The organism is Bradyrhizobium sp. HKCCYLS3070, assembly GCF_051167575.1.
Classification (GTDB): domain Bacteria; phylum Pseudomonadota; class Alphaproteobacteria; order Rhizobiales; family Xanthobacteraceae; genus Bradyrhizobium.
The window spans coordinates 161,573-180,223 of record NZ_JBNPTI010000010.1 but is presented as its reverse complement, the minus strand read 5'-3'; the positions used below and the strand labels follow the sequence as shown (position 1 = coordinate 180,223).

Sequence of the window (18,651 nt, the reverse complement as noted above, 5' to 3'; positions counted from 1 at the left end):
TGACGGGGTGAGAACCACGACCTCCGATGCCACAAACGCCCCGCCTGCGGTGGACAGCGGTGATGTTATAATGTAACATCATGACGAAATGACGCAGTCTGCCCTCGATAGCCACGGCCATTCGCATGCGCACGCGCACGGGCATGGTCACGGCCATGCCCACAGCCACGGTCCCGCGGCGCCGCATCCGGCGCAGCCCGCGCCGTGGTCGATCCTGCGCATGCCGGTGACGACGCGGCTCGGCGCGGCGCTCGCGGCGAGCGCGGTGCTCTGGCTGATCGTCTGGCTGGCGATGCGGTGATGACGGTCATGGCCCAGCTGCAATTCCGCGACGTGACCCTGGGCTACGACCGCCACCCCGCCGTGCATCACCTTACCGGTGAGGTCGCGACAGGGGCGCTGCTCGCCGTGGTCGGCCCCAACGGCGCCGGCAAGTCGACGCTGTTTCGCGGCATCGTCGGGCTGTTGAAGCCGCTCGCCGGCACCATCGCCGCGGCCGGCCTGAAGCCGCGCGAAATCGCCTATCTGCCGCAGATCGCCGATATCGACCGCTCCTTCCCGATCTCGGTGTTCGATTTCGTCAGCACCGGACTGTGGCGCAGCACCGGCATGTTCGGCGGCATCGGCGCGGCCGCGCGCGAGAAGATCGCGCAGGCGATCGCGGCCGTCGGCCTCACCGGCTTCGAGGGTCGCGGCATTGGCACGCTCTCGGGCGGCCAGATGCAGCGCATGCTGTTCGCGCGCGTGCTGCTGCAGGATGCCCGCGTGATCGTGCTCGACGAGCCGTTCAATGCGATGGACACGAAGACCTCGGCCGACCTTCTGCAACTGATCGAGCACTGGCATGGCGAGCGGCGCACCGTGCTGGCGGCGCTGCACGACATGGACATGGTGCGCGCGCATTTCCCGCAGACCCTGCTGCTGGCGCGCGAGGCCGTGGCCTGGGGACCGACGGCGGAGGTGCTGACCGCCGACAATCTGTCGCAGGCGCGTCGGATGTGCGAGGCGTTCGACGATGCCGCCGCGCCCTGCGTGCCGGCGCAAGCCTCCAAGGCGGCATGATGCTGCGCGAGGTGCTGTTCGCTCCATTCTCGGATTTCGAGTTCATGCGCCGCGCGCTCGCCGCGGTCATCGCGCTGTCGCTCGGCTCCGGACCGATCGGCGTCTTCCTGATGCTCAGGCGCATGAGCCTGGTCGGCGACGCCATGGCACATGCGATTCTTCCCGGCGCGGCGATCGGTTTCCTGCTGTCGGGTCTCAATTTGTTTGCGATGACGACCGGCGGCCTGATCGCCGGCTTTGCCGTGGCGCTGCTATCGGGCCTCGTCTCGCGCTCGACCGGGTTGAAGGAGGACGCGTCGCTCGCGACCTTCTATCTGGCGTCACTGGCGATCGGCGTCACCATCGTCTCGGTCAAGGGCACCAACGTCGATCTCTTGCACGTGCTGTTCGGCAACATCCTGGCGATGGACGACCCGACCTTGCTGATGGTCGCGACCAACGCCACCATCACGCTCGTCGTGCTCGCCGTGATCTACCGCCCGCTGGTCGTCGAGAGCGTCGATCCCTTGTTCCTGCGCACCGTGAGCCGCGCCGGTGCGCCGGCGCATCTGATCTTCCTCGCCCTGATCGTCGTCAACCTCGTCAACGGCTTCCAGGCGCTCGGCACCTTGCTTGCGGTCGGCCTGATGATCCTGCCGGCGGGGATCGCCCGGTTCTGGTCGCGCGACGTCACGCCGATGATCTGCATCGCGGTCGCCTCTGCGATCGTCTCCGGCTATGTCGGGCTGGTGCTGTCGTTCCAGACCCGCATTCCCTCGGGGCCTGCGATCATCCTGGTCGCGTCCTTGCTCTATCTCGCCTCGGTGCTGTTCGGACGCGTGGGCGGCGTGCTTCCGCAACTGTTTCCGGGACGCCACCTCGAAGCCTGAAGTCGATGCCCATGAAACGCCTGTTGTCCGCGCTGAGCCTGTTGTTTGGCCTTGTTCTGATTGTCCCCGCATCGGCCGAGACCCGGCTGAACGTCGTCACCAGCTTCTCGATCCTCGCTGACTTCGTCCGCCAGGTCGGCGGCGACAAGGTCAATGTCGCCTCGCTGGTCGGGCCGGACAGCGACGTGCACGTCTACACGCCGACGCCGCACGATGCGAAGGATGTCGGCGCCGCGCAGCTCCTGATCGTCAACGGCCTCGGGCTGGAGGGCTGGCTGCCGCGGCTGCAGCAGGCCTCCGGCAGCAAGGCGCCGATCGTCGTCGCCACTCAGGGCATTACCCCACGCAAGCGCGGCTCGGATGCCGATCCGCATGCCTGGCAGTCGGTCGGCAATGCCAAGGTCTATGTGAAGAACATCCGCGATGCGCTGGTCGCGGCCGCCCCCGCAGACGCGGAGGTCTTCAAGGCCAATGCGGAGCGCTATCTCGGCGAGCTCGATGCACTCGACCGCGAGGTCCGCGCCGAGATCGACAAGATCCCGGTCGAGCGGCGCAAGGTGATCTCGACCCATGACGCCTTCGGTTATTTCGCCGATGCCTATGGCGTCGCCTTCATCGCCCCGCTCGGCGTCTCCACCGAGACCGAGCCGTCGGCCCGCGACGTCGCCGAGATCATCCGCCAAGTGAAAAAAGCGGGGATTCCGGCCGTCTTCCTGGAGAATTTCAACGACGACCGGCTGGTCGGCCGGATCGCCGCCGAGACCGGCGCGAAGATCGGCGGCACGCTGTATTCCGATGCCCTGAGCGAGGAAAAGGGCCCCGTTCCCACTTACATTGCCATGGTCCGGCACAATATAAGGGCTCTGACGAGCGCGCTGGTCCGTTAGGGTTCTCGAGCCCTCGCGGTAGTGCGCTTTTGAGCCATTTTCGACGCGATCTGAGGTTTTCGGAGTGAGCATGTCCGACGCGAGCAAGACACCAGTGACGGTCCTGACCGGCTATCTCGGGGCCGGCAAGACCACGCTTCTGAACCGCATCCTCTCGGAAGACCACGGCAAGAAGTACGCCGTCATCGTCAACGAATTCGGCGAGATCGGCATCGACAACGACCTCATCGTCGGCGCCGACGAGGAAGTGTTCGAGATGAACAATGGCTGCATCTGCTGCACCGTGCGCGGCGATCTCGTGCGCATCATCTCCGGCCTGATGCGCCGCAAGGGCAAGTTCGACGCGATCATCGTCGAGACCACGGGGCTCGCCGATCCGGCGCCGGTGGCGCAGACCTTCTTCGTCGACGAGGACGTGCAGAAGAACGCGCGGCTCGACGCGGTCGTGACGGTGGCCGACGCGAAGTGGCTCTCGGACCGGCTCAAGGATGCGCCGGAGGCGAAGAACCAGATCGCGTTTGCCGACGTCATCGTGCTCAACAAGACAGACCTCGTCACCAAGCCGGAGCTCGCCGAGGTCGAGGCGCGCATCCGCGCCATCAACCCCTACGCAAAGCTGCATCGCACCGAGCGCTGCCAGATCGCGATCGCGGATGTGCTGGAGCGCGGCGCGTTCGATCTCGACCGCATTCTCGAGATCGAGCCGCAATTCCTCGAAGCGGGCGACGATCACGATCATCACCACCATGATCACGACCACGGCCATGATCACCATCATCATCACGATCACGGCCTGAAGCACTATCACGACGAGGAGATGCAGTCGCTGTCGCTGCGCTCCGACAAGCCGCTCGATCCGTCGAAATTCATGCCGTGGCTGCAGAACCTGGTGCAGACCGAGGGCGGCAAGATCCTGCGCTCCAAGGGCATCCTGTCGTTCCAGGACGATGACGACCGCTACGTCTTCCAGGGCGTGCACATGATGCTCGAAGGCGATCATCAGCGGAAGTGGAAGCCCGACGAGGCGCGCCAGAGCCGCGTCGTCTTCATCGGCCGCGAGCTGCCGGAAGACGCCATCCGCGAAGGCTTCGAACGCTGCATCGTGACCTGATGACGTCGTTCGACCAGGGCGGCGAGGCCGCATCGATCGTCTCCGTCACCGACAAGGTGAAGCCGGTCTCGCTCGGCATGGCCGTCACGGCCGTGCACTATCTCGGCGATCGCGCCGCCTTCGTCGGCACCGAGGAGAGTGTCGCTGTCGTCGACGGCGACGGCGAGATCAGCAAGGTGGATGTCACCGGCGGCGGCATCCTGTCGGCGGTGTCGGACGGATCGCGCATCCTGATCGGCGGCGATGACGGCAAGGTCTCGTCGCTCGACAAGGCGGGCAGCGTCAGCGTGCTCGTGACCGATCCGAAGCGGCGCTGGATCGACAACGTCGCGCTTCATCCGGATGGTGCGATCGCCTGGTCGGTGGGCAAGACCGCGTTCGTGCGTCAGCCCAAGGGCGAGGAGAAGTCGCTCGAGGTGCCCTCGACCGCGGGCGGACTTGCGTTCGCGCCGAAGGGCCTGCGGCTTGCGATCGCGCACTACAACGGCGCCACCTTGTGGTTTCCCAACATGGCGGGCGAGCCGGAATTTTTAGGCTGGGCCGGCTCGCATCACGCCGTCACCTTCAGCCCGGACAACAAGTTCCTGGTCACCGCGATGCACGAGCCGGCGCTGCATGGCTGGCGGCTCGCTGATAGCAGGCACATGCGGATGACCGGCTACCCCTCGCGGGTGAAGTCGATGTCCTGGGGCAGCGGCGGCCGTTTCCTGGCGACCTCGGGTGCCGACATGGTCATCCTCTGGCCGTTCGTCGGCAAGGACGGCCCGATGGGCAAGGAGCCGGCGATGCTGGCGCCGATGAAGGCCAAGGTCACCGCGGTCGCCTGCCATCCCAAGCAGGACATCCTGGCCTGCGGCTACGAGGACGGCACCGTGCTGATGGTGCGGATGCAGGACGGCGCCGAGATCCTGGTGCGGCGGAACGAGACGCCGCCGATCGTGGCGCTGGGCTGGAATGCTGCGGGAACGTGGCTCGCTTTCTCCGATGAAAGCGGCGAGGCCGGGCTGCTGCGGCTCTGATGAGGCACTGGGGCGCAGACCCCGATGGAACCTCGCAGGCGCGTGACCGTTGTTCCGCACACATAGGATGCGGATGACAAGCCATGGCCTCGATCAACAGTAAACAGACGTTGCGCCGGGACATGCTGCTGGCGGCGGGCCTGTTCGTCCTCGGCGTGCTCGTGGCCGTGGTCTCGCTGACCGAGATCAAGGCCAATCACCTCGACCAGGTTGCGCAGGCGACGCCCTCGGCCTCGCCTGAACCGTCAGCGACCCCGGCCGAGTCCAAGCCCGGCGGCACGCGCCCGACGACGCCGGCGCCAGAGCCCGCGCGCCCTGACGTGGAAGCTCAAAAGGAAGGCGCCAAGCCGGCGCTGCCGCCGGCCCCGGCCGAGAAGATCGCGCCGACGATGGAGCGGAAGTAGCTCGCTGTAGCAACGGCAGAGCGCGAGAGAGTTCGCGTGCTGCTTCCACGTCGTCATGCCCGGGCTTGTCCCGGGCATCCACGTCGTTCAACTGCGCGGCTTCGTGGATGGCCGGGTCAAGCCCGGCCATGACGGAGGAGAGAGTGCGGCCCAGCCAGTCATCGCACCAGGATGTTCCGGAACTGCCACGGATCGGACGTGTCGATATCCTCCGGGAAAAGCCCCGGGCGGTCGTTCAGCGGGGTCCAATCCGTGTAGTAGCCCTTCACCGGGCCGAGATAGGGCGACTGGATCTCGAGGCAGCGGCGGAAGTCCATCTCGTCGGCCTCGACGATGCCGGCGGTCGGGTTTTCCAGCGCCCACACCATGCCGGCGAGCACGGCGGATGACACCTGCATGCCGGTCGCGTTCTGGTACGGCGCGATGCGGCGGGTCTCCTCGATCGAGAGCTGCGAGCCGTACCAATAGGCGTTCTTGCCGTGGCCGTAGAGCAGCACGCCGAGCTCGTCGATGCCGTCGACGATCTCGTTCTCGTCGAGGATGTGCCACTTCCCCTGCATCTTGCCGGTGGCGCCGAAGATCTCGTGCAGCGACAGCACCGCGTCATTGGCCGGGTGATAGGCGTAGTGGCAGGTCGGGCGGTACACCACCTTGTCGCCGTCGCGCACGGTGTAGTAGTCGGCGATCGAGATCGACTCGTTGTGGGTCACCAGGAAGCCGTATTGCGCGCCCGGCGTCGGACACCACGAGCGCACGCGGGTGTTGGCGCCCGGCTGCAGCAGATAGATCGCGGCACCGCAGCCTTCGCTGTGGCGGCGGCCGTTCTCCGGCATCCATGTCTCGTGCGTGCCCCAGCCGAGCTCGGCCGGCTGCATACCCTCCGAGACGAAGCCCTCGACCGACCAGGTGTTGACGAACACGTCCATCGGCTTCGGATTCCTGGAGCGCTGCGTGTCACGCTCCGCGATGTGGACGCCCTTGACGCCGAGCTTCTGCATCAGCTGCGCCCAGCCCTCGCGGCTCTTCGGCTCGACGATCTCGGTCTTGGTGTCCTTGGCGATGTCGAGCAGCGCCTGCTTGACGAACCAGGACACCATGCCGGGATTGGCGCCGCAGGTCGAGACGGCGGTGGTGCCGCCGGGGCTCTTGCGGCGGGCGGCGAGCAGCGTCTCGCGCAGCGCGTAGTTGGAGCGCTGCTCGACCCCCATCTGCTTGTCGAAATAGAAGCCGGCCCACGGCTCGACGACGGTGTCGATGTAGAGCGCGCCGATCTCGCGGCACATCGTCATGAGGTCGACCGAGGAGGTGTCGACCGACAGGTTCACGCAGAAGCCCTGGCCGCCGCCTTCGGTGAGCAGCGGCACCAGCAGCTCGCGGTAATTGTCGCGGGTCACGCCCTGCTGGATGAAGCGGACGCCGTGCTTCTTCGCCAGCGCGCCGTCGTCATGCGGATCGATGATGACGAAGCGGCTCTTGTCGTAGTCGAAATGGCGTTCGATCAGGGGCAGGGTGCCCTTGCCGATCGAGCCGAAGCCGATCATCACGATGGGGCCGGTGATCTTCGCGTGGATCTGCGAGCTCATGAATGGTTCTCCGCGAAAGGTGCGTGGGATGGATGGATTCAGGCGGCGCGCCGCCCTCGGATGCCGCGCCGCGTTAGCGGCTGCGGCGCTTGGCGGTGACTTCGATTTCCACCTTCATCTCCGGCTTGAGCAGCGCCGCGACGACCAGCAGCGTTGCGGCGGGGCGGATGTCGCCGAGGACTTCGCCGCAGACCGCAAAATGGGCATCGGCGTCGTTGACGTCGGTCAGGTAGTAGGTCGCGCGGACGATATCGGCCATCTCGAAGCCGCCCTCCTGCAGGGCAGCGGCGATGGTCTTGAAGCAGTTGCGTGACTGGCTCGTGACATCGGCCGGCATCGTCATGGTGGTGTAGTCATAGCCGGTGGTGCCGGCGACGAAGGCGAAGTCGCCATCGATGACGGCGCGGCTGTAGCCGGCGGTCTTCTCGAACGGTGATCCGGTAGAGATCAGGCGGCGGGACATGGCGGACCTCGTGGGGGGATTTTCGGGGGTTAAAGAGCTTTTGCTGCACCTGCGCAACCCCTGGCGGGGCGGGCAGGATGCGGCCTGCCGGCATGCCTAACGCGGGCGGGTGACGTCAGGTCCGGCGGGCGGCGTGCTGGACCAGCGCCTGACCACGATGTCGCGGACGATCATGATCCCGAGCAGGATCAGCAGGAGCGTCGGCAGCAGTGTCCGCCGCTGCGGCGCCGTCGCCCTGGCCTTCACGCTGCGCATCGCAGCGGCCGCTCGCGACGCGAGCGGCGGGCCTTGCGTTCGGCAGCGCCGGTCGCGACGATCATGCCCGACGCGCCGTCCAGCGCGCCTTCGACCAGCTCGAGCCCGAGCAGGCGCTCGCGCGCGAACGCGCCGGGCAGCTCCAGCGCGGCGGTCTGCGCGACCGAGAAGCCGAAGCGGGCGTAATAGGGCGCATCGCCGAGCAGGATCACGGCGCCATGGCCGCGCGACGCCGCGATCATCAGCGCGGCATTCATCAGTGCAGCGCCAACGCCGAGACGGCGCGCCTCGGCCGCGACCGCCAGCGGCCCCAGCATCAGCGCGTCGCGTCCGCCGGCGCTGACGTGCCACAACCGCAGCGTTCCTACCAGCGCGCCGCCGCGCACCGCCGACAAAGCGAGGCCCGCGGCGGGCGCGCGTCCGTCGCGCAGGCGCTGGCAGGTGCGCTCATGGCGATTCTCGCCAAAGCACAGGTCGAGCAGCGTCTCGCGCGCTGCGACGTCGGAGGCCCGTTCGCTGCGGATCACGAACGGAGCGGCAGTCCGAGAGGGCGCAGTCGAAGGGATGCGAAAAGCGGTCATGGCACGTCAGTCCTCGGCCTGCGCGGCAAGCCTTCGCCCGCGCGCAAACACGTGATGTCAGGTTGAAGGTGACGGTCTATCGCTCCCTCCCCCGCTTGCGGGGGAGGGTCGGGGTGGGGGAACGCCCCACCCGAGCCTCTTGCCGGTCTCACCCGCGCTCGGGTGGCGAGGGCAGCCAGGTCAGATGTGATAGGTCTTCAGTGGGGGGATGCCGTTGAAGGCCACCGACGCGTAGGTCGACGTATAGGCCCCGGTCCCCTCGATCAGCACCTTGTCGCCGATCGAGAGCGTCACCGGCAGCGGATACGGCAGCTTCTCGTACATCACGTCGGCCGAATCGCAGGTCGGGCCGGCGAGCACGCACGGGGTCATCTCCGCGCCCTCATGCGGGGTGCGGATCGCGTAGCGGATCGACTCGTCCATCGTCTCGGCGAGGCCGCCGAACTTGCCGATGTCGAGATAGACCCAGCGCAGCTCGTCCTCGTCGCTCTTCTTCGAGATCAGCACCACTTCCGACTCGATGATCCCGGCATTGCCGACCATGCCGCGGCCCGGCTCGATGATCGTCTCGGGGATCTGGTTGCCGAAATGCTTGCGCAGCGCGCGGAAGATCGAGCGGCCGTACTGCACGACCGGCGGCACGTCCTTGAGGTACTTGGTCGGGAAGCCCCCGCCCATGTTGACCATGGTCAGGTTGATGCCGCGCTCGGCGCAGTCGCGGAACACCGTCGAGGCCATCGCCAGCGCGCGGTCCCACGCCTTCACCTTGCGCTGCTGCGAGCCGACATGGAACGAGATGCCGCACGGCTCCAGGCCCAGCCGCTTGGCCAGGTCCAGCACTTCCACAGCCATCTCCGGATCGCAGCCGAACTTGCGCGACAGGGGCCATTCGGCGCCGGCGCAATCGTACAGGATGCGGCAGAACACCTTGGCGCCGGGCGCTGCGCGCGCGATCTTCTCGACCTCGGCGGCGCAGTCGACCGCGAACAGGCGGATGCCGAGCGCATAGGCGCGCGCGATGTCCCGCTCCTTCTTGATCGTGTTGCCATAGGAGATGCGGTCCGGCGTCGCGCCGGCGGCCAGCGCCATCTCGATCTCGGCGACCGTCGCCGTGTCGAAGGACGAGCCGAGCGAGGCGAGCAGCGACAGCACTTCCGGCGCCGGGTTGGCCTTGACCGCATAGAACACGCGGCTGTCCGGCAGCGCGCGAGCGAAGCTCATGTAGTTGTCGCGCACGATCTCGAGGTCGACGACGAGACAGGGCTCGTGGTCCAGACCTTCCTCGCGGCGGTTGCGCAGGAATTCCCGGATACGTTCGGTCATAGCACCCTCCAAACGGCCCCAGCGACGGAGACCCGTTCAAAATGATCCCGACACGGGTGCCTTGGCGTTGCCGCCCGATGGAAAGGCGACAAAACCTCGAACCCGTAGCCGAATTGTGCTGCCGTGGATTGGTTGGGAATTTCCCGCCCGCACACCTGGCAATGAAGGACAAGCCTTTTCAGTAGCCCGCGCCGGCTTTGGACTGCCGGTAGAGACCAAAAAAGCCCGATCCGTCGTTGCTTTAAGTCGCGTCCCCCGTTGAGAGCGGGGTGCGCCGGTTCGCCTCCGGCTGCCAGTCACGGTTGCAAAAGACGAGGTGACCTTCAGCGGCATCTCTTGAGAGAGATGCTGGGCTCTGGAGCATGACGATCTCGATCATGGTGATCTTGATCGCAACGATCCGAGGGCCCCTCGGTTCCTCATCCCTTGGCGGCTGTCCGGCCTCTTGTCCGGATACCTACCGACTGACACACGACCACAGGCACGTGCGAAATTGGGCAGAAGCGGAAATAAGCGTTTTGAATTTCGTTCGCAAGGAATTTTTGGGCGCCGGGAAAGATTTCCCTAATCTGTGCTTACGCGACACACATGCTGCGCTGATCTCTGAACGAACGTTAAGCGAGCTTAAACTTTCGTAACGCGCTCACGCTTGCAGGACAGTGTTTTTACGCTGTTCACGCGCGCCTGGTGAACGGCTCGATGCGCTGCGCGCCGCGGATGAAGCCGATCATCACGAACACGCCGATCGCGAACAGCACGGCCTGAACGATGTGCGCGCCGCCGTCGCCGAGCCCGAACAGAATCGCGAGCGCCCAGCCGCCGGCGAAGGCCGCACCGAACACTTCGGCACCGATCAGGATCGCCGCCGAGATGACGGTGATCACGGTCGGCCAGGCGATCTGGCGGCCGGCTTTGGAGGTGGTCTCTGCGTTCATGGTCCAGGGTCCTGTTGCGGGCCGCAATCTCTCCGAAAAGGCCCGGCCCTTCAAGGGGAAATGACCCAAAAAGAGCCAGCTCCATGATATGAGGGGCGCATCGAACTTCCGGGAGAGGACGGACCCCAGCCGATGTCAGACACCACCGCTGTGATCGACGCCCAGACCAATCCGCTGCTCGTGGCCTGGGAGACCCCGCACCAGACACCGCCCTTCGACGCGATCAAACCCGAGCACTTCCTGCCGGCCTTCGAGCGCGCTTTCGCCGACCACGCCGCCGAAATCACCGCGATTACCCATGATCCGGCCGAGCCGGACTTCGCCAACACCATCACGGCGCTGGAGCGCTCGGGCAAGCTGCTGTCGAAGGTCGCGGCTGTCTTCTACGATCTGGTGTCGGCGCATTCGAACCCGGCGATTCTGGAGATCGACAAGGACGTGTCGCTGCGGATGGCGCGGCACTGGAACCCGATCATGATGAATGCCGTGCTGTTTGGCCGCATCGCGCTGCTCTACGACAACCGCAAGGACCTCAAGCTCACCGGTGAGGAGCAGCGGCTGCTGGAGCGCACCTACACCCGCTTCCGCCGTGCCGGCGCCGGCCTGTCCGACGACGACAAGGTGCGGATGGCCGAGATCAACGAGAAGCTCGCCCAGCTCGGCACCACCTTCAGCCACCACGTGCTCGGCGACGAGCAGGACTGGTACCTCGAGCTCGGCGAGGACGACCGCGCCGGCCTGTCCGAGAGCTTCGTGGCTGCCGCCAAGGCTGCGGCGGATGAGCGCGGCATGCCCGGCAAGGCGATCGTGACCCTGTCGCGCTCGTCGGTCGAGCCGTTCCTGCAGAGCTCAGGCAGGCGCGACCTGCGCGAGAAGGTGTTCAAGGCCTTCACCGCGCGGGGCGACAATGGCAATTCCAACGACAACAACGCCGTCATCGGCGAGATCCTGTCCCTGCGCGAGCAGGCCGCCAGGATCATGGGCTTTCCCAACTTCGCCGCCTATCGCCTCGAGGATTCCATGGCGAAGACGCCGGAGGCCGTGCGCGGGCTGCTGGAGCGCGTCTGGAAGCCGGCGCGCGCCAAGGCGCTGGCCGACCGCGATCAACTGCAGGAGATGATCACGGCAGAGGGCGGCAACTTCAAGCTCGCGGCCTGGGACTGGCGCTATTACGCCGAGAAGCTGCGCCAGGCGAAGGCGAACTTCGACGACGCCGCGATCAAGCCGTATCTCTCGCTCGACAACATGATCGCGGCCGCCTTCGATTGCGCGACCCGGCTGTTCGGCATCACCTTCGCCGAACGCAAGGACATCCCGGTCTGGCATCCAGACGTCCGGGTCTGGGAGATCAAGGACGCGCAAGGCCGCCACAAGGCGCTGTTCTATGGCGACTACTTTGCCCGCTCGTCGAAGCGCTCCGGCGCCTGGATGACCTCGCTGCGCGACCAGCAGAAGCTCGACGGCGATACCGCGCCCTTGATCATCAACGTCTGCAACTTCGCCAAGGGGGCCGACGGACAGCCGTCGCTGCTGTCGCCGGACGATGCCCGCACGCTGTTCCACGAGTTCGGCCACGGCCTGCACGGCATCCTGTCCAACGTGACCTATCCGTCGCTGTCGGGCACTGCGGTGTTCACCGACTTCGTCGAGCTGCCGTCGCAGCTCTACGAGCACTGGCAGGAGCGTCCCGAGGTGCTGCAGACCTTCGCGCGCCACTACCAGACGGGCGAGCCGCTGCCGCAAGACCTGCTCGACCGCTTCCTGGCCGCGCGCCGCTTCAACCAGGGCTTTGCCACCGTCGAGTTCGTCTCCTCGGCGCTGATCGATCTCGAGTTCCACACCCAGCCGGCGGCGGCCTCCAAGGATGTCCGCGCTTTCGAAAAGGCCGAGATGGAGAAGATCGGCATGCCGCCGGAGATCGCGCTGCGCCACCGGCCGACCCAATTCGGCCACATCTTCTCGGGAGACCATTATGCGGCGGGCTATTACAGCTACATGTGGTCGGAGGTGATGGATGCGGATGCCTTCGGCGCCTTCGAGGAAGCCGGCAACATCTTCGACCCCGCGGTCGCCAAGCGGCTTCACGACAACGTCTATGCGTCGGGCGGCTCGGTCGATCCGGAAGCGGCCTACATCGCGTTCCGCGGCCGCGAGCCCGAGCCCGACGCGCTGTTGCGCCGGCGCGGCCTGCTCGACGTTGCCAAGGCGGCTTGAGATGAAGGGGATGGCGCTGGTCCGGTTCGTCCTCGCTGCGCTGACGCTCGTGCTCGGCGCGAGCGTGGCGAGCGCCCATCCGCATGTCTGGGTCACCGCGACCAGCCAGCTGCTCTATGCGGCCGATGGCTCGGTGACCGGCGTGCGGCACGCCTGGACCTTCGACGACATGTTCGCGACCTATGCGCTGCAGGGGCTCGAGACCAAGCAGAAGGGCGTCTACACCCGCGAGGAGCTGGCGCCGCTGGCGCAGACCAACGCCGAGTCGCTGAAGGAATATGCCTACTTCACCTTCCTCAAGGCCGACGGGCGCAAGCAGAAGCTCGAGGACCCCGTCGACTATTACCTCGAATACAAGGACACCAAGCTGACCCTGCACTTCACCCTGCCGCTGAAGGCGCCGGTGAAGACGAAGCAGCTCCAAGTCGAGGTCTACGATCCCAGCTATTTCATCGATTTCCAGATGGCGGAGAAGGATCCCGTCACGCTGGTCAGCGCTCCCTCGGGCTGCAAGTTCGGCCTGGTGAGACCGAGCGACGGCGGCTCCGTCGCGCAGACCATGAACGAACAGACATTCCTGAGCGGCGGGGCGAACGCCAATTTCGGAATGAATTTCGCCAACAAGATCTCAGTGGAATGTCCATGACGCCTCGCCCCAGCTCTGCCCGACCGCTCCTCACCTGCGCCGCGATCGTCGCCGCGCTCGTTTCCGCGCTCTTGGCCGGCGACGCCGCCTCGCATGCGCTGTTCGCCAAATCGCCATTCGGCGCGCCGGCGGAGCCGCAGGTCGGCGGCATCGTCGGCTGGCTGCTCGCCAAGCAGTCGGAGTTCTACCGGCAGATGTCGGGGGCGATCCGCTCGGCCAAGCAAGATGGCTCGGCGGTGTGGTGGCTGCTGGCGATCTCGTTCGCCTACGGCATCTTTCATGCTGCGGGCCCCGGCCACGGCAAGGCGGTGATCGCGTCCTATCTCGTCGCCAACCAGGAGACGGCGAAGCGCGGCATCGTGCTGTCGTTCGCCTCGGGCCTGATGCAGGCGCTGGTCGCGGTCGTCATCGTCGGCATCGGCGCCGTGGTGCTCAATGCCACCGCGGCCACGATGTGCAGCGCCGAGAAGGTGGTGGAGATCGCGAGCTACGGGCTGATCGCGCTGCTCGGCGCGCGCCTGGTCTGGGTCAAGGGCGCGGCGTTCCTGCGCACCTGGCAGCCGGCGGCGCCGGCATTGGCGCTGGCCGGTGCGCCCGCGGCCGCGGTGGCGCCGTCGACCCATGATCATAGCCATGCGCATGATCACCAGCATCGCGCGCCTCATCATGATCATCACGGTCATGACCATCATGGTCACGACCACCACGGCCACGATCATCATCACCACGATCATGCGCACGCCCATGCTGCGGCGGCGCATGGTTCCGCCGCTCACGATCACGTCCACCACGATCACGTTCACGGCGATGATTGCGGTTGCGGCCATTCCCACGGGCCCGCGCCGAGCGAGCTCGCCGGTCCCGGCGGCTGGCAGCGCGGCTTTCAGGCGATCTTCGCCGCCGGCATCCGCCCGTGCTCGGGCGCAATCCTCGTGCTGGTGTTCGCCTTGGCCCAGGGCATGTTCTGGGCCGGCGTCGCCGCGACCTTCGTGATGGGCATGGGCACGGCGGTGACCGTCGCGACCATCGCGGTGCTCGCCGTCGCCGCCAAGGACGTCGCCCGCCGGCTCAGCGCCGGCCGCGAGGGCGGCGGCGCCCTGATCATGCGCGGCCTGGAATTCGGCGCCGCCGGTCTGGTGCTGCTGTTCGGCGCGGGCTTGTTGCTGGGCTACATCGCGGCGGAACGCACGACCTGCTTCTGAGCGGGCGCGGCTGAGCTGTTCGCTTCCGTCCCCTATGTTTACCCTATGCCGCGGCCAGTCCCTGCAGCGCGCTGTCCTACATGCCCTCGCCCACAAGGGGGGAGGGCGCATTCACGGGCACGCGCGGAGGCGATGAGTTGTTAGTGCCCCTGCGGCCGCAGCGCGCGGCCCAAGGCCATCAGCGGGAAGTAGTGGCGGTACATGCCGTAGCGGAGCATGAAGGCGCGGGACAGCTCCGGGCCCTGCATCAGCCGCTCCTGCAAAGAGGGATCGGTCAGCTTGATGGTCTGGCCGACGCCATAGCCGGGGAAGCCGGTGCCGGTGAATTCCGGCTCGTCCCAGGTGCCGGCCGACTGGCGCTCGACCAGCCACATGCAGCCGCGCTCGATCGCCTCCTTGTCCTGCGGACGGTTGGCGGCGAGCAGGGCCATCAGCGCCCACGCCGTCTGTGACGCCGTGGTGGTGCCGCGGCCGACCGCGCTGACATCCATGTAGGAGGCGCAGCTCTCGCCCCAGCCGCCGTCCGGCTGCTGATGCGCGACGAGCCAGTCGCAGGCGCGGCCGATATAGGGTTGCGTCATGTCCTCGCCGATCGCGGCCAGCGCCGGCAGCACCGCGCCGGTGCCGTAGACGTAGTTGACACCCCAGCGGCCGAACCACGGGCCGCTCGGCTCCTGCTCCCGTCGGATGTAGTCGAGCGCGCGCACCATGGCCGGATGATTGCGCGAGATGCCGAGCTTGCCGAACGCCTCGACGATGTGGGCGGTGACGTCGACCGACGGCGGATCGAGCGCCTCGCCGTAGTCGCAGAACGGAATCTTGGTCAGGATCTGCTGGTTGTTGTCCTTGTCGAACGCGCCCCAGCCGCCGCCCTGGCTCTGCATGCCGATCAGCCAGTCGACGCCGAGCTGAATGGCCTCGTCGATGCCCTTGGCCTGCCACTTCGGATCATGCCGCAGCGGCGCCAGCGCGATCAACGCCACGGCGGTGTCGTCCGTGTCGGGATAATAGTTGTTGGCGTATTCGAACGCCCAGCCGCCGGGCTTGACGTGCGGCAGCTTCATCGACCAGTCGCCGGGCACGCGGACCTGGCGGTCGAGCACCCAGTCGACCGCCTTGTCGACGGCCTCGGGGTAATCGCCGAGCACGCCGGCATCGTCGAAGGCGAGCAGCGTCAGGATCGTGTCCCACACTGGACTGTTGGTCGCCTGGATGTAGGTGGCGTCGCCGACATCGACTCGCCAGCCGGGATCGTTCAGGGCATCGAGGCCCTTGGCGAGAACGGGATGATTGAGCGGATAGCCCTCGGCGTAGAGCGCCATCAGGCCGTAGATCCAGGGCGGCTGGATGCCGCCCCAGGCGCCGTCGAAATCCTGGTGGCGGATCATCCATTCCAGCACGCGGCTGGTCGCCGCCGGGCGGAACAGGCCGAGATTGAGCTTGTTGCCGAGGTTCTGCAGGGCATGCAGCACCTTGTCGGCGCCGCGGAAGAACCTGTCCCAGCCGCCGGCATTGGCCTTGACCGGCAGGTCATAATCGAACGCGTTGCGCCCATGTGGAAACAGCGCGTCCAGCCGGTTCTCGGGCGGCAGCGGCCGGCTCGGCCGCCGCGCCGACAGCACCGCGATCGGCATCAGGGTTGCGCGTGCCCATTGCGCAAAATTGTAGATCGAGAACGGAAACCAGAGCGGAAACCAGATCACCTCGGGCGGGATGTTGGGGGTCTTCTCCCACGGCCATTCGCCGATCAGCGCCAGCCAATAGCGCGTGAACACGCGAATGTTGCGCAGGCCCCCCTTGGCTTCGATCCATTCGCGGGCGCGCCGCACCGGCGGCTCGTCGTCGCGGAAGCCGAGCGAGCGCAGCGCGGCATAGGCCTCGACGGTCGCGTTGATGTCGCCATTGGGGGCGCCGAAATAGACCTGCCAGGCGCCGTCCGGGCGCTGGCTGTCGAGCAGCGACTGGCCCAGGCGCTTGCGCAGCGGATGCTCCTCGAGCCCCATGAACCACAGCGCCAGGCACCATTGCGCCTCCATGCAGGCGTTGGATTCGGCGCGGCCGACCCAATGACCGTCGGGCTTCTGGTTGGCGATCAGCCAGTCCGCGGCCGCCCGCATCGTCGATTGCAGGGCGGTCTGGTAATTTCCCGGGTCGCGCGGCGCGCGCGCGGGGGCCGAGCTGGTCAAAGTCATCACGATCCCTCTGGCGGCCTCACAGTGCCGCTGCGGCAGTCCAATTCACTCCGCCTATAGGGAATTTCGCCGTCAAATCCAATCAACTGGCCGCAGCAGACCGGATCAAAGGAGAAACGAATGGCGTACAGACGGAGGCCACATGGCCGTTTTGGTTAGCATCCGGATGGGCATGGAGATGTGACGCTTCTCACGCCCGGAAACTGGGCCCACTCAAACCGGCAGGTATTGGCGCAGCAGGGGCAGGAAGAAGATCGCGACGGTGATCAGGAACCCGATCGCCCACAGGATCGAGCGCAGCGACGGCCGGTTGCCCACGTAGGTCAGCACATAGGCGGTGCGCACGATCACGAACAGCACCGACAGCTCGTTGATCAGGTTCTGCGGCGCGCCGCGGAACTCGGCCAGCAGCACCGCCGCGGCAAAGAACGGGAACGCCTCGATGCCGTTCTGATGGGCGCCCAGCGCCCGCTCGCGGATGCCGCCGGCGTAGAAGGCGGGATCTCGCGGCCGGGCGTTGTCATAGCGCCCGCCACCGTCGACGCTGATCCATTTCGCCGGCACGATCGTTAAGAGATAGAGCATTACGCTGGCGAAAATGCACAATTCGGCAATCGTCATGGCTCCTCCAGCCCGATGACAACAGTGAAATGGCCCTTATCTTGACAATGTCGAAACAAGCCGCCAAGCCACGCCCTTCAGCAGTCACGGGCATCATGACCGCCGCCATCTCTCTGGACAATGCCAGGCCTGTCGACGTCAGGCCGTTGCCGGCCGCGAGCACGTCCCGCGTCGGCGTGCTGCTGGTCAATCTCGGGACGCCGGATACGGCGGACGCCGCCGGCGTGCGGGTGTATCTGAAGGAGTTCCTGTCCGACCGCCGCGTCATCGAGGACCAGGGCCTGTTGTGGAAGATCATCCTCAACGGGATCATCCTCAATGTCCGGCCGCGCAAGAAGGCGAAAGACTACCAGTCGATCTGGAACACCGAGAAGAACGAATCGCCACTGAAGACGATCACCCGCGCGCAGAGCGAGAAGCTGGCCGCGAGCCTGGCCGACCGCAGCCACGTCATCGTCGACTGGGCGATGCGCTACGGCAATCCGTCGATCAAGGCTGGCGTCGATGGTCTCATGGCCCAGGGCTGCGACCGCATCCTGGTGGTGCCGCTCTATCCGCAATATTCAGCCGCGACCTCGGCGACCGTGTGCGACGAGGCGTTCCGCGTGCTGACCGAGCTGCGCGCGCAGCCGACGCTGCGGGTGACGCCGCCTTATTACACCGACGACTTCTACATCGAGGCGCTGGCCGTCTCGATCGAGGATCATCTGAAGACGCTGGCGTACAAGCCCGAGCTGATCGTGGCCTCGTTCCACGGCATGCCCAAGGAATATGTCGACAAGGGCGATCCCTATCGCGAGCAGTGCGTCGCCACCACGGAGCTCCTGCGCAAGCGGCTCGGCATGGACGACACCAAGCTGCTGCTGACCTTCCAGTCGCGCTTCGGCTTCTCGGAGTGGCTGCAGCCCTATACCGACAAGACCATCGAGAAGCTCGCCAAGGACGGCGTCAAGCGCATCGCCGTGGTGATGCCCGGCTTTGCCGCCGACTGCCTGGAGACGCTGGAGGAGATCTCCGGCGAGAACTGCGAGATCTTCAAGCACAATGGCGGCGAGGAGTTCTCCGCCGTGCCGTGCCTGAACGACAGCGCGCCCGGCATGGAGGTGCTGCGGCAGCTCGTGCTGCGCGAGCTGCAGGGCTGGTTGTAAAAGGCTGGCTCTGAGCCGTCGGCGGTATTGCCGGCCCGCTAGGTGAGCCGCCCGCCGGCGCAAGGCGGACGGCCGTCCGCCCGTAGAAAATACTTTCCTGAACCGCGCCTAGCGGACCCCCGACCAAATCATGCAG

General features: G+C 66.4%; 19 protein-coding genes. 11 read left to right on the top strand and 8 right to left on the bottom strand.

All coding sequences use genetic code 11. From position 1 onward, the window contains the following. Window positions 1-88 precede the first annotated feature (88 nt). From ACQR03_RS25930 to ACQR03_RS25900, 7 genes are all read left to right on the top strand, one after another. Window positions 89-301 carry a hypothetical protein gene (locus tag ACQR03_RS25930; protein ID WP_315825455.1) on the top strand — a complete coding sequence of 71 codons (213 nt, stop codon included), beginning with the start codon at window positions 89-91 and terminating at the stop codon, window positions 299-301. Next, entirely contained in the window at window positions 301-1,062 is a 762-nt protein-coding gene (locus ACQR03_RS25925) for a metal ABC transporter ATP-binding protein (RefSeq protein ID WP_316171305.1), read from the top strand. The genes ACQR03_RS25930 and ACQR03_RS25925 overlap by 1 nt, the downstream gene beginning before the upstream one ends. Then, a complete protein-coding gene (locus ACQR03_RS25920; RefSeq protein ID WP_409977973.1) occupies window positions 1,059-1,931 on the top strand; it encodes a metal ABC transporter permease in 873 nt (290 codons plus the stop codon). The genes ACQR03_RS25925 and ACQR03_RS25920 overlap by 4 nt, the downstream gene beginning before the upstream one ends. A gap of 11 nt (window positions 1,932-1,942) precedes the next feature. Next, window positions 1,943-2,818, top strand: coding sequence for a metal ABC transporter substrate-binding protein (locus tag ACQR03_RS25915; RefSeq protein WP_315716533.1), 876 nt, complete (start codon window positions 1,943-1,945; stop codon window positions 2,816-2,818). Window positions 2,819-2,888: 70 nt separating this feature from the next. Then, complete coding sequence (locus ACQR03_RS25910; protein ID WP_409977974.1) at window positions 2,889-3,929, top strand: CobW family GTP-binding protein; 1,041 nt, start codon at window positions 2,889-2,891, stop codon at window positions 3,927-3,929. Then, on the top strand, window positions 3,929-4,948 hold the full coding sequence (locus ACQR03_RS25905) for a WD40 repeat domain-containing protein (protein ID WP_315716535.1): 1,020 nt from the start codon (window positions 3,929-3,931) through the stop codon (window positions 4,946-4,948). The genes ACQR03_RS25910 and ACQR03_RS25905 overlap by 1 nt, the downstream gene beginning before the upstream one ends. Window positions 4,949-5,031: 83 nt before the next feature. Beyond that, window positions 5,032-5,352: a hypothetical protein gene (locus ACQR03_RS25900; RefSeq protein WP_315716536.1), complete on the top strand. Its 321-nt coding sequence runs from the start codon at window positions 5,032-5,034 to the stop codon at window positions 5,350-5,352. Between the two features lie 158 nt (window positions 5,353-5,510). Here the strand turns inward: ACQR03_RS25900 and ACQR03_RS25895 are convergent, their stop codons facing one another. The 6 genes from ACQR03_RS25895 to ACQR03_RS25870 all read right to left on the bottom strand — a co-directional run bounded on the left by ACQR03_RS25895 (window position 5,511) and on the right by ACQR03_RS25870 (window position 10,492). After that, window positions 5,511-6,935, bottom strand: a complete 1,425-nt coding sequence (locus tag ACQR03_RS25895) for a homospermidine synthase (RefSeq protein ID WP_316174997.1) — start codon at window positions 6,933-6,935, stop codon at window positions 5,511-5,513. Window positions 6,936-7,008: 73 nt separating this feature from the next. Continuing rightward, window positions 7,009-7,398, bottom strand: coding sequence for a RidA family protein (locus ACQR03_RS25890; RefSeq protein WP_315716538.1), 390 nt, complete (start codon window positions 7,396-7,398; stop codon window positions 7,009-7,011). 96 nt (window positions 7,399-7,494) lie between these two features. Further along, a complete protein-coding gene (locus tag ACQR03_RS25885) occupies window positions 7,495-7,653 on the bottom strand; it encodes a hypothetical protein (RefSeq protein WP_434841645.1) in 159 nt (52 codons plus the stop codon). Beyond that, complete coding sequence (locus tag ACQR03_RS25880) at window positions 7,641-8,234, bottom strand: GNAT family N-acetyltransferase (RefSeq protein WP_434841646.1); 594 nt, start codon at window positions 8,232-8,234, stop codon at window positions 7,641-7,643. The genes ACQR03_RS25885 and ACQR03_RS25880 overlap by 13 nt, the downstream gene beginning before the upstream one ends. 180 nt (window positions 8,235-8,414) lie before the next feature. Continuing rightward, the gene (locus tag ACQR03_RS25875; RefSeq protein ID WP_315716540.1) at window positions 8,415-9,557 is read right to left on the bottom strand and encodes a type III PLP-dependent enzyme; all 1,143 of its coding nucleotides are present in this window, start codon (window positions 9,555-9,557) and stop codon (window positions 8,415-8,417) included. A gap of 674 nt (window positions 9,558-10,231) precedes the next feature. Then, window positions 10,232-10,492, bottom strand: a complete 261-nt coding sequence (locus ACQR03_RS25870) for a hypothetical protein (RefSeq protein WP_315716541.1) — start codon at window positions 10,490-10,492, stop codon at window positions 10,232-10,234. A 132-nt stretch (window positions 10,493-10,624) separates the two neighbouring features. On the opposite strand from ACQR03_RS25870, the gene ACQR03_RS25865 reads away from it, so the two are divergent. Genes ACQR03_RS25865 through ACQR03_RS25855 form a run of 3 tightly spaced genes read left to right on the top strand, consistent with a single transcriptional unit; the run spans window position 10,625 to window position 14,554 of the window. Next, window positions 10,625-12,706 (top strand): M3 family metallopeptidase, encoded by a 2,082-nt coding sequence (locus ACQR03_RS25865; protein WP_434841647.1) that lies wholly within the window; start codon window positions 10,625-10,627, stop codon window positions 12,704-12,706. 10 nt (window positions 12,707-12,716) lie between these two features. Continuing rightward, complete coding sequence (locus tag ACQR03_RS25860) at window positions 12,717-13,352, top strand: DUF1007 family protein (protein ID WP_315753765.1); 636 nt, start codon at window positions 12,717-12,719, stop codon at window positions 13,350-13,352. Beyond that, window positions 13,349-14,554, top strand: coding sequence for a nickel/cobalt transporter (locus ACQR03_RS25855; protein WP_316202672.1), 1,206 nt, complete (start codon window positions 13,349-13,351; stop codon window positions 14,552-14,554). Before ACQR03_RS25860 ends, ACQR03_RS25855 begins: the two co-directional genes overlap by 4 nt. Window positions 14,555-14,694: 140 nt before the next feature. On the opposite strand, the gene shc is transcribed toward ACQR03_RS25855, so the two are convergent. Together shc and ACQR03_RS25845 are read right to left on the bottom strand one after the other, a co-directional pair. Then, window positions 14,695-16,746, bottom strand: a complete 2,052-nt coding sequence (gene shc, locus ACQR03_RS25850; protein WP_434841648.1) for a squalene--hopene cyclase — start codon at window positions 16,744-16,746, stop codon at window positions 14,695-14,697. Window positions 16,747-16,959: 213 nt separating this feature from the next. Next, on the bottom strand, window positions 16,960-17,367 hold the full coding sequence (locus tag ACQR03_RS25845) for an MAPEG family protein (protein WP_315716545.1): 408 nt from the start codon (window positions 17,365-17,367) through the stop codon (window positions 16,960-16,962). A gap of 95 nt (window positions 17,368-17,462) precedes the next feature. Between ACQR03_RS25845 and hemH the strand changes: the two genes are divergently transcribed. Continuing rightward, complete coding sequence (hemH, locus tag ACQR03_RS25840; protein WP_434841649.1) at window positions 17,463-18,515, top strand: ferrochelatase; 1,053 nt, start codon at window positions 17,463-17,465, stop codon at window positions 18,513-18,515. The last annotated feature ends 136 nt before the right edge of the window (window positions 18,516-18,651 follow it).